Annotated in this window: 6 protein-coding genes, 1 tRNA gene and 3 pseudogenes; 7 read left to right on the top strand and 3 right to left on the bottom strand. The window is 63.8% G+C overall.

The window, feature by feature from the left end; translation table 11 throughout:
* Positions 1-377, top strand: a pseudogene (locus ACIQ36_RS20015) (hypothetical protein); the annotation flags it as partial.
* The gene (locus ACIQ36_RS20010; protein ID WP_395832642.1) at positions 374-1,213 is read left to right on the top strand and encodes a sulfotransferase domain-containing protein; all 840 of its coding nucleotides are present in this window, start codon (positions 374-376) and stop codon (positions 1,211-1,213) included. The pseudogene ACIQ36_RS20015 and the gene ACIQ36_RS20010, both read left to right, overlap by 4 nt.
* Before the next feature lie 7 nt (positions 1,214-1,220).
* Here ACIQ36_RS20010 and ACIQ36_RS20005 read toward each other — a convergent pair whose 3' ends face one another.
* Positions 1,221-3,167: an asparagine synthase-related protein gene (locus ACIQ36_RS20005; protein WP_395832640.1), complete on the bottom strand. Its 1,947-nt coding sequence runs from the start codon at positions 3,165-3,167 to the stop codon at positions 1,221-1,223.
* Positions 3,168-4,404: 1,237 nt separating this feature from the next.
* Between ACIQ36_RS20005 and ACIQ36_RS20000 the strand changes: the two genes are divergently transcribed.
* The 4 genes from ACIQ36_RS20000 to ACIQ36_RS19985 are packed head-to-tail and all read left to right on the top strand — an operon-like array spanning position 4,405 to position 10,136.
* Entirely contained in the window at positions 4,405-6,066 is a 1,662-nt protein-coding gene (locus tag ACIQ36_RS20000) for an efflux RND transporter periplasmic adaptor subunit (protein ID WP_395832638.1), read from the top strand.
* 8 nt (positions 6,067-6,074) lie between these two features.
* Complete coding sequence (locus tag ACIQ36_RS19995) at positions 6,075-9,224, top strand: efflux RND transporter permease subunit (protein WP_395832636.1); 3,150 nt, start codon at positions 6,075-6,077, stop codon at positions 9,222-9,224.
* Positions 9,225-9,249: 25 nt separating this feature from the next.
* Entirely contained in the window at positions 9,250-9,633 is a 384-nt protein-coding gene (locus tag ACIQ36_RS19990) for a hypothetical protein (protein ID WP_395832634.1), read from the top strand.
* A gap of 41 nt (positions 9,634-9,674) precedes the next feature.
* Positions 9,675-10,136, top strand: coding sequence for a DUF305 domain-containing protein (locus tag ACIQ36_RS19985; RefSeq protein ID WP_395832632.1), 462 nt, complete (start codon positions 9,675-9,677; stop codon positions 10,134-10,136).
* A gap of 60 nt (positions 10,137-10,196) precedes the next feature.
* Here the strand turns inward: ACIQ36_RS19985 and ACIQ36_RS19980 are convergent.
* A pseudogene (locus ACIQ36_RS19980) lies at positions 10,197-10,442 on the bottom strand (haloacid dehalogenase); the annotation flags it as partial.
* A gap of 89 nt (positions 10,443-10,531) precedes the next feature.
* Here ACIQ36_RS19980 and ACIQ36_RS19975 point away from each other — a divergent pair.
* A pseudogene (locus ACIQ36_RS19975) lies at positions 10,532-10,771 on the top strand (IS3 family transposase); the annotation flags it as partial.
* A 237-nt stretch (positions 10,772-11,008) separates the two neighbouring features.
* On the opposite strand, the gene ACIQ36_RS19970 reads toward ACIQ36_RS19975, so the two are convergent.
* Positions 11,009-11,084 (bottom strand) — tRNA-Ala (locus ACIQ36_RS19970).
* Between the last annotated feature and the right edge of the window lie 195 nt (positions 11,085-11,279).

Raw genomic sequence — 11,279 nt, 5'->3', positions numbered from 1 at the left:
TGGGCCTGCGCGCCGACGGGCTGGAGCGCAGTCGCGCCCAATTGGAGAAATTCCACCTGCCGGTCGAAGATGGGTTTTCGCCAGAGCCCCTGCCGCTTGCCGCAATTTACCATCTGATGATGGCGTCGGACCCGCGCCACGCGGGTTTTACCCCGTTACACGGCGGCATGGCGCTGGACGATTTGGTGGGCGCGGTCTACCGCCGGGGGGCCGCCATCCGCATGGGACAGCGCGCGGCGCTGATGTCCGCGCTCCTGCGCATCGCGGCGCTGCCGTCGTTCCGGCTGGCGCGGATGCCCGACCTGGGAGCGTTGGACGCCACAGTCTCCCTGCTTGTCGCCCGCCATACTGCGCGCAATCTTGGCGGGAGATCATGAGCGGATATCACTGGCTGGCCTCTTACCCTAAGTCGGGCAATACATGGCTTCGGCTGGCGTTGAGCAGCTTGAGCCGGGACGGCGCGCCGCCAGACTTCGCCGCCAAGGTTGGCTTTGCCCCGATAGCCAGCAACCGGAGTCCCTTTGATCTGCTTCTGGATGTCGATTCCGCGGACCTCACGGACGAGGAGGCCGAAGCGCTGCGGCCATGTTTCTACGAACTCGAAGCGCGCCGGCACGCTGCGCCACAGCTCCGCAAAGTACACGACGCCTGGACGCTGACGTCCGCAGGGGAACCGCTATTCCCGCCAGCTTTGACATTAGGCACCCTCTACATCGCGCGTGACCCGCGCGATGTAGCCGTATCCCTGGCCGCCCATCTGGGCATGACCGTAGATGAGGCCATCACCGCCCTGGCCGCGCCAGAAGCGACGTTGGCGCGCGGCGGGAAACGGGGCAAGACCCAACTGGCGCAGCGGTTGCTCACCTGGAGCGCGCATGTGGAGAGTTGGCTGGATGCGCCAGGGATGCCGCCCCCCCTGCTGTTGCGGTACGAGGACATGACCGTCGACGCAGCGGGCGCGCTGCTGAGGGTCGCCCGCTACCTGGGCTGGGCCGCAGAGCGTGAGGCGGTCGAACGCGCCGTCGCGGCGACGCGGTTCGATGCCTTGTTCGCCGCCGAGGAGCAGTATGGTTTTCACGAGCGCCCCCTCAAGGCCGTGCGGTTCTTCCGACGGGGTATCGCGGGCGGTTGGCGGGACACGCTGACCCCTGCCCAGGCGGATCAAATCGAACGCGACCACGCCAAGGTTATGGCGAGGCTTGGGTATGCCTAAGCAAATCTTATCGGTTTCCGCCCTCAATCCAGCTTAGGTACTGGCCGACATGCAGCGCGCGCAACAGACTCACGCGGTATAATTGACCGTCGTCCTCGATGGCGCGGGGGTCGTCGGGCCAACCAGCAAGAATGCGCGTCATCCGGGGCACGTCGAGAATGCGCGTGGCCAAGGCAGAGCTGCTCAACCGCTCCAACTCCGCCGCCAGAGCCGGGCGATAAGGCGTTAGGCGCGTATGCCAGTCAGTATTCTGTGCGCCGCGCTTCCGATTTTCGATGATTTCGGCCGGCAACCGATCGGCGAAAGCGCAACGGGCCAGCCGTCGCCATTCCCCGTTTCGAAGAAATTGGTCGGGCGGCAACGACAGGCAAAAGTCAATGACTCGGCGGTCGGAGAAAGGGTCGGACGAGGTGACGCCGGTCATGTTCCGCAACGCTGCGGACGATTCTCCCTGCATGCGTGAGCGCAGCAAAACATAGCGCAGGAGGGAGGCCAGGCCGTTCGCCGTCCAGAAATCCCTCCTCGCGATGCCATGGTGCCTGTTTCGCTCGCCGAGGCCAGCGTCCTGGACGAAGTCCGGGTTGAGAAATACGGGATTGGGGGAGCGGAATGGGTTTCGATGGCGTCGCATCCGGCGCAGTTCTGCCCGCACGCGATCCGGCAACATTTCCAGGGACTGATACCGCGCCAGGGCTCGCCAACTGGACGACGGCAAAGTCCGCCTCAGCGCGGCGAACTCGCGCGCCAACGTCAGCCAAGCGCCGCGCTGGCGTAGGGCTGAGAGCTGCGTGAAACCTTCGGCGCTGAAGGTAAGATTGCCAAGATCACCCCTCAGGATCGTCGTTGCGCCCAGGTCGGCTGCGCGGTGTAGCATGGGGAGGAACCAGGCGGCGTTCGACGGTGCCCGGAGGGGCGCGCCAGCCTCCAGGAAGAGTTGCCGTGGGTCCAGTTCAAAGGGCCGGACCTCGGCGGATTCCAAATATTCGACCTGGAGATTCGGGTGCTGCACGGCCAGCGCGGCGACGAAGGGACGCTCGTCAGCATACTCATGTGCCCGAACGGACAGATAGGCTCCCGCGACGGGCACGATGCACAGCCCTTGCACCATGCTCGGTGCCACGCGGCGGGCGGCGGTCGCGGCAACTGCGCTCGAATCCAGCCCGCCGCTGACCGAGCACACGACAGGGCCTGCGACGCGCAACCGACAGGCGACGGCCTCCTCGAAAACACCGCGCGCGGCTTCCAAATAATCCGCATCGCTTGGCAGGCGTAACATCGGGCGCGGCGCTGGCTCCCAGAACCGGTCTCGGCGCAGGCTTGAGGCGGTCACTAACACGCGCTCGGCGGCCCCGACCCACGAAATGGCCTTGTAAAAGCTCCGTCCACTCTCGTCGGGACTGGTTAGGAGCAGGTCGGCAATGGCGAGTTCATCAACGTCGCGCGGAATTTGCGGCAGCGCGAGCAGCGGCCGATAACCGGTAGAGAAGGCGGCGAAGCCATCGCCGTTGCTGAAAAACAGAGCACGGTTTTGGCTGTGGTCACGCGCCAGCATGAGCCGCCCATCACGGGCATTCCATACGGCCCATGCGAACTCGCCGAGGAGGCGGGGCACGGCGTCTTCTTCCCAGCGCTCGTAGGCTGTCCGAACGATCTCACCATCGGGAACAGGAAGATGCGATGGGCTGTGCAGGCCGAGCGCGTCCAACACTTCGCGCCGGTTATCGAGGCGACCATCGAACATCGACAGGATTTGCCCTTCAGCGCCCACGCAAGGTTGCCGCTCGTAGCGGTCTTCCGGCGAAAGGAGGCGTTGACGGAAAACGAACACGCCTTGGTCGAAGCGGCGCACCACCGCCTTGCCGAGCCCTTTGCTCTCCAGGGCCTTTGAGAGCCGTTCCGCTGTCCCCGGCGGCATGTCGGCCCCAAGACACACGAAGCCTGCGAACGCGCTCATGATGGCAGTTCGTACGCTGAATACATGTCCAAGCTAGTGGCGCGCGCGCAGCGCGGGCTGATGCCCGAAGGACCTCCGCGCGAGGTGCTCAGGAATACAAATTGCCCGTGCCATCAGACACGGTATTGGCGGCGTTCTGTGTGACGGCCTCGATGGAGGATACCATCAGGACGGGAGCGGACCATGGCTTACGCGCCTGATCGACCGCGCGGCTATGGTCCGCGTTTGGGAACGACTCCTGGTCGGCCACAGTAATCTTCAGTTCTGCACTCATGCTTCATGAGATAGCATAAAGACATTCGGCGTGTAAATCGTGCTTCCATAAGCGCGCCCATGGCGCCCACCTGTCGCCCGTCCCGCGACCTCTGGCCACGGATCGGCGTAGGTGCCCCTGCTGTCCTCCAAGATTACGACTTTGTCGGCCCCGCGCCCCGTCGAAGGATGATCAATGACGGTTATTCTTTACTAGATGGGGCCTATCTCCACTCGCCATCCTTCGACAGGTTCGGGAGGAGAGGGGGTATTCACGCTTCATTTTTTGGGTATTCCCATGGCTCACCCAGGCAGATAGCCGAGATCCACGCGCATCATCGGCACAGCCCGAACCGGAACCATCCCCGCCCGCGCGGTTGGAGAGGATGGGGCGGGTAAGGCTGCCGGATCAGCTGCCGCCTTTACCCTGCCTTTATTCTTCGTGTAGATAAGATGCGGCTTCTGAGGTTCGTATGAAACACTGGATACCCCGTCTGGCATTCTGGCTTGTGATTGTGCTGTTCAGCGCAATGCTTGGCCTTGTGCCATCGGGGGCAGAGGCCCATCCCGGACATCAGGCAAACCCAGGCATCACGGCGGACCCCGCTGGGCAAGTGAGCGCACCTAGGGTGCTGTCCCTTAGGGGGCTGTCCCTGACTGACAGCACAGGCTGGGCAGAGGCCGTTTCTGGTTTCAAAGACCTGCTGTCGGAGCTGACAGCCCCGGATTCCGGGTCTACAGACCGGCTCTGCAACAGCTCATGCTGTAGCGGCATGGGGTGCTGCCCGTCCGCCCTGCCTCTAACAGAAACGTTCGCCGACCGCTTCCCGTCTGGTTCCGATACGGCAGCCCGCATTGCGGGGCCGGGACCGGATGCCGTACCCGAGGCCCTGCCGGAACCCCCCCGATCTTTCGTCTGAAGACCTGACCCGGTCGCGCTTTCCGCGCGGCCCGTGCGACCGACCAGACCGAAAGAATTAATCCGATGCTGATTCCGCCAGCCGCCGCGTGGGTTGCGGCCTTTATGGTGCTTGTTGCGCCAGCCCTTGCGCACGAAGGCCATGATCATGGCCCCAAACCTGCCGAAGTCTCCATTTCTGCCGCCCCGCGCACCGATTCAGCATCCGCCGTGTTCGAGCTGGTGGCCGTCACCCGCGATGGCGGACTTGATATTTGGCTGGACAGTTTTGCGGAGAACGCCCCGGTCGAAGGGGCGGCGATTGAGGCCGAGACGCCATCTGGGACGATCATCGCGACGCCTACCGGTGCAGGCCTGTTCCGGTTAACCGCACCATGGACGGAAACGCCCGGGGCACATGATCTGATCTTCACGATCACCCAAGGTGAAACGGTCGATATTCTGACGACCACGCTGATGATTCCAGAGGTACAGGCTACCCCTGCCCAGACCGGTAAGGGACCGTCCGGGGTTGGCCCCACGCTGGAACAAGGAGCCGGTCGCCTGGCCGATGGTGGCGTGATGCCCACGCTGCTGGTGTGGGGACTCGGGTTCCTTGCCGGTCTGCTGGTGATGGGTCTTATCGCCCGGCGCAAGGCGCAGATGGCGCATGCGGCCAGTATCGCAGTGTTCCTGGTGCTGATCGCAGCGCTGCCTGCGCTTGCCCAGCCCGCTGACCCACCCGGCCCGCAGATTCGCGACCAGGCGATGCGCTTGCCCGATGGCTCGGTCTTTGTCCCGAAATCCGCTCAGCGGATTCTTGGCATCCGGACGGCTGTGGCGGACCCGGCCCGGCATCCCCGTATCCTGGAACTGCCCGGGCGGATCATTCCCGATCCCGATGCGAGCGGGGTGGTGGTGGCTGCGGTCGCAGGGCGGCTGGTGGCGCCACCGGGTGGTTTCCCGAGGCTCGGAACCGTCGTTAGGGCTGGCGAAATACTGGCCCGTGTCGAGGCGTCGCTTCAGGCGATTGATGCGTCCGACGTGCAGCAGCGCGCCGGCGAGCTGGACCAGCAGATTGCAATTGTCCGCCGCCGTCTCGAACGCCTCCAGGCGATCCCGGACGTTGTGGCACGGGCACAGATCGAAGATACCCGGATGGAACTGGCGGGACTCCAGGAGCGCCGACGGCGGCTCGATACGGTCCGGCGCACGGCTGAAGTGCTTGTGGCACCGGTCGCGGGTGTGGTCGCCGCGACCTATGCCGTGGCCGGCCAGATTGCCGAGCCCAATGCTGTCATCTTCCGGATTGCCGATCCCGACCGGCTGTGGGTCGAGGCGCTGAGCCATGATCCCGTGCCGGTTGCGGAGGGCGCGACAGCCCGGCTCCCGGATGGGCGGAGTCTTGAGCTTGTCTGGCGCGGGGCAGGGCTTGTTGCCGTGCAGCAGGCCGTTCCCGTGCATTTCGCGATCCAAGGAAACTCGGCCCGGCTCCGGGCTGGTCAGCTTGTGACGGTCCTTGCCACAACAGCCGAGGCCCATGACGGCATCGCGGTGCCCCGTGCCAGTGTCCTACGCGGCGCAAACGGCCAGAACCTAGTTTGGGAGCATGTCGCGGCGGAGCGGTTTGTGTCGCGCGAGGTCCGGACCGAGCCGCTCGATGGCACGAGGGTCCTGGTGCAGGCCGGGCTTGAACCGGGCCAACGGGTCGTGACGCAGGGTGCCGAACTTCTCAACCAGGTGCGATGAGGCCAACCATGTTCACCCTCCTGGTTACACAATCCCTGCGCAACCGGCTGCTTGTCATCGCAATCGCGGCGGCGCTGGTCCTGTGGGGCGCATTCACGGCGACACGGCTACCGGTCGATGTCTTCCCCGACCTGAACCGTCCGACTGTCACCGTCATGACCGAGGCCGAAGGGCTGGCGCCGCCCGAGGTCGAACAGCTGGTCACCTACCCGATCGAGACGCAGATGAACGGCCTGCCCGGCGTTTCCCGGGTCCGCTCCGTCTCCGGCACCGGCCTGTCTATCGTCTATGTGGAATTCGACTGGGGCACGGATATCTGGCGCAACCGCCAGCAGATTGCCGAACGGCTGACACTGGTCCGTGACCAGCTGCCTCCGGGCGTCACGCCCCAGATGGGACCGGTCTCTTCGATCATGGGGCAGATCATGCTGGTCGCGGTGACGGCACCGGATGGTGTGTCACCCATGGATGTGCGCGAGATTGCTGATTTTGTGATCCGGCCCCGGCTGCTCACCATTCCAGGCGTTGCCCAGGTGATCCCGATCGGCGGCGAGGTGCGCCAGTTCCGGGTTGCACCAAACCCGGCAGCGCTGCGGGCGTTTGGCGTCACGCTCGATCAGGTTGAAGCGGCACTGTCACAGTTCGGGACCAATTCAGGCGGCGGTTACACCGACCAGTATGCGCGTGAGTTCCTTATCCGCAACATCGGGCAGACGACACGGCTGGATGATCTGCGGGCGCTGGTGGTCACCGGGACCGGCGCTGGTACGGTCACGCTGCGCCAGATCGCCGAGGTCACGTATGCGCCGCGCCTAAAACGGGGCGAGGCTGGCTATATGGGACGGCCGGCAGTCATCGTTTCGATCGAGAAACAGCCGGACATCGACACCACAAGGTTGACGGCCACGGTCACGGCGGCGCTGGACGGGCTGACCGCAACCCTGCCGCAAGGCGTGCGCGCGGATACGATTCTGTTCCGGCAGGCCACCTTCATCGAAACGTCGATCCGGAATGTCGAAACCGTCCTGCTGGAGGCGGTTGCAGTCGTTGCCATCGTGCTGTTCGCCTTTCTGCTGAATGTCCGCACCACTGCAATATCCCTGACGGCGATTCCGGTCTCGATCCTGGTCACGGCGATCGTGTTCCACCTTCTGGGTCTGTCGATCAACACGATGACGCTGGGTGGCCTTGCGATCGCAATTGGCGAACTGGTTGACGATGCGGTTGTCGATGTCGAGAACATCTTCCGCCGGCTTCGCGAGAACCGGGAAGCTGGCAATCCGCGTTCCGTATTCGATGTGGTGGTGTCGGCGAGCCAGGAGGTTCGCTCCGGCATCGTCTATGCGACCCTGATCATCGTCCTGGTCTTCGTGCCGCTGTTCGCCCTGTCCGGCATCGAAGGGCGGCTGTTTGCACCGCTGGGCCAGGCCTACATCATCTCCATCCTGTGCAGCCTGGTCGTTTCGATCACCCTGACTCCGGTCATGGCGTACTACCTGCTGCCGGGTCTGAAACGGCTGGATGCTGCGCATGAGGGCGCACTGGTCCGCGTCCTGAAGCGCGGCAACCGTGCCCTGGTGCTGTGGGGGTTCGCCCACACAAGGCTGTTGATGGTGCTGGCGGCGTTTTCCGTCGCGGGAGCGGGCATAGCGGCGACGTGGCTGCCCCGGTCCTTCCTGCCGCCGTTCAACGAGGGCACGCTGACTATCAACACCCTGTTCAATCCTGGCATCTCACTGGCGGAATCACACCGGGTGGGGTTGATTGCAGAGCGTCTGGTTATGGAGGTTCCCGAGGTCGTGGCGGTCGGCCGCCGCACCGGGCGCGCCGAGCTTGATGAACATGCAGAGGGCGTCCATTCCTCTGAAATCGATGTGGAGTTGAAGCCTGGGGGGCGGCCAAAGACCGAAATCGTGGCCGACATTCGGGCACGTCTGGCCGTCCTCCCCATGGCGATCAATATCGGTCAGCCGATATCGCACCGGCTCGACCACATGCTGTCCGGCGTGCGCGCCCAGATCGCACTGAAGTTCTATGGCGAGGACCTGGATACGCTACGCGGCATCGCAGAACAACTGCGGACAAGGATGGAGTCCATTCCGGGCGTGGTTGATCTCCAGGTAGAAAAACAGGTCCGCGTTCCGCAGCTGGAAATCACCGTCGACTATGGCCGGGCCGCGCTTTACGGCGTGACACCAGCAGACCTTATCCGCCAGCTTGGGCGGCTGTCGAACGGCGAGACCGTGTCGCGGCTCGTTGATGGCAGTCGGCGGTTTGATGTCGTGTTGGGTCTTTCCGACCAGAGCCGGACCACGCAGGGCCTCAGCGACCTGCTGGTAGAAACCCCGTCGGGCCGGGTGCCCCTGCGCCAGATCGCCGACGTCCGCGAGACGGATGGTCCGAACCAGATCCTGCGCGAAAACGGCAGGCGACGGGTGGTGGTGCTGGCCAATTCGGATGGTGCGGCCGACATGGCCCGGATTGTCGCCGATATCAGGCGCGAGATTACAACCGCGGCCCTGCCGCCTGGGTATTTTACGAGTCTTGAAGGGACCTTCCAGGCCCAGGAGGATGCGACCCGCACGATTGGTGCCCTGTCGGTCCTGTCGCTCCTGATGATCTTCGTCATTCTCTACAGCCGCTACCGCTCGACGGTGCTGGCGCTGATTATCATGGGCAGCGTGCCGCTGGCCCTGATCGGCAGCGTCGTGGCGCTGTGGCTGGCCGGACAGCCCCTGTCGGTCGCCTCGATGATCGGGTTCATCACCCTGACCGGGATTGCGGCGCGCAATGGCATCTTGAAGATCAGCCACTACATCAATCTGGCGCTGCATGAGGGGGTGCCCTTCGGGCGCGACCTGGTGCTCCGGGGCTCACTGGAGCGTATGACGCCGGTCCTGATGACGGCCCTGTCTGCCGGGGTGGCGCTGGTGCCGCTGCTGATCGATGCCAGCGCACCCGGCAAGGAAATCCTGCATCCCGTCGCGGTGACGATCTTTGGCGGGCTGGTCAGCGCCACGCTGCTGGACGCAGTCCTGACACCGGCCCTGTTCCTGCGGTTTGGCGGGAGAGCCCTGGACCGGTTGCAGGCAGATGCGACCGCACGCAACGCAGCCGATTTTCCACGGCAGGCGGCCCGCCCGCCCGAAGCGTTCTGACCTTCTCACACCGAAAGGACTTCACATGAAACGATCGATCCTTCCCCGACTGACATTTCCCCTGCTGGCCCTGGTCCTGCTGGCCGGCCCGGTCCGCGCGCACGAGCCGACCAAAGGCCCGAATGGCGGCATGGCCGTGGACGCAGGGGCGTATCACGTCGAACTGGTCGCCCGCGCCGCCACGGTCGATGTGTTTGTCACCGATAGCGGCAATCAGCCCGTTCCCGCCGCAGGTTTCCGAGGCACAGCTATTTTGGTTGTCGATGGCAAGGCACAGCGCATCGTGCTGTCCCCCGCCGACGGCAACCGCCTGACCGGGACGGCGTCCGTCCCGCTGCCCGCGAACCCGAAGGGCGCGGTCCAGCTCTCTTTGCCAGACGGCAAGACCGCCCAGGGAAAATTCAACTGATCCCTTTTTTTGACCCCAACCCCACGCTAAGGAGATTTCCAATGAAGTTGTTCACGACATATGTTTCTGTCGGCCTGCTGGCCGTCGCCTTGTCTGCGCCCGTGCAGGCGCAGTCAACCCAGCCCGGCGGCCATGGCAGCACGCATGGGTCCGGGACGATGCCCTCCGGTGGCACGCCCATGGGTACCGGGATGGACCCGGCCATGATGCAGAAGATGATGAAGGACATGATGCCGGCCCCCGGCGACAGCCCGGCGACCGTCGCCTTCAAGCAGGCCCATGTGAAGATGATGCACGACATGGGCGTCACCTACAGTGGCAACGCGGACATCGATTTCGTCCGTGGCATGATCCCCCACCATCAGGCGGCGATCGACGCGGCGAAAATCATCCTCAAGTACGGCAAAGATCCGGAAAACCAGAAGCTGGCGACCGCGATCATTGCTGCCCAGGAACGGGAGATCGCCAGCATGCAGGCGTGGCTGGCAAAAAACGCGAAATAGGCGGGACCGGCGCCGGCCCGGCTCACCGGCCCGGCGCAGTGCCGATCCCGACCTGATCAGTCAAAGCCGCGCCGCCCGAAGACGCAGGGCATTGGCGATGACGGAAACCGATCTGTGCGACATCGCCAGGGCCGCGACCATCGGGCTGAGGAGCAGGCCGATGGTGGGCCACCGAACCCCAGCCGCGACCGGGATGCCGATTGCATTTTAGGCGAAAGCCAGATTCTGGCGTATGTTGCGCATTGTCACCCGGCTCAGCATGCGGGCGTAAACGATCCCGGCGGGATCGCCCTTGAGCAGCGTCATGCTGGGGCCATGGTCCTGGTCCGGTTGTCGCTGGTCTGCATCACGTCGTGGATACCGTCGGCGCGCAGACTATCGAGCGTCGCCCGGCTGGTCGGCTTGACTGGTCCTACGACAACGCTCTCGCCGAAACGATCAACGAGCTTTACAAGGCCGAGGTTCTCAATCGGCGAAGATCGTGGCGAAGCTTCGAAGCCTTGGAGTTTGCAAGGCTGGAATGGGGCGACTGGTTCAACAACCGACGCCTTCTGGAGCCCATAGGCAACATACTGCCAGCCGAGGCCGAAGAACGATACTATGGCATGCTGGACGCGCCAGCAGTGGCGGCATAACTTAAACCAAACGGTCTCCGGCAAACCCGGCGCGGTTCAAAAGCTCTGCTGGCGGGAAGTCTCTAATGCTCTTGCGGCGCGTTCGAGATGCTGCCGTAGCATCCCAAAAAAAACGACTATATTACGCGCCGTACGGTACTCAAATCGTTTAGCGCGCGACATTCCACGATTTTTCTTAGCGTGGTGACACAGCAAAAAGGGGTTAGCCGCTTTATGCTGCTAACCCCTTGATTTGTTTGGTGGAGCTAAGCGGGATCGAACCGCTGACCTCTACAATGCCATTGTAGCGCTCTCCCAGCTGAGCTATAGCCCCGAAACTTCTGGGTGCCGACAGAACCGTTTCCGGCCCAACTGGCGTGAGCGGGTTTCTAAAACATGCGCTCGGTCCCCGCAAGCAAAAAGTGACAGTTTTTTAGCAGCGCTGAACGCATGCCCATAATGCCGCTGTTAACGCCCCTGCGGTGGGGGGGCGCGGTCCGGAGATAATTTGAGGATTTAGCAATGATTC

It is taken from the genome of Elstera sp. (genome assembly GCF_044372965.1).
In the GTDB taxonomy this organism is placed as follows: Bacteria; Pseudomonadota; Alphaproteobacteria; order Elsterales; family Elsteraceae; genus Elstera.
This window is presented reverse-complemented; position numbering and strand designations above follow the sequence as displayed.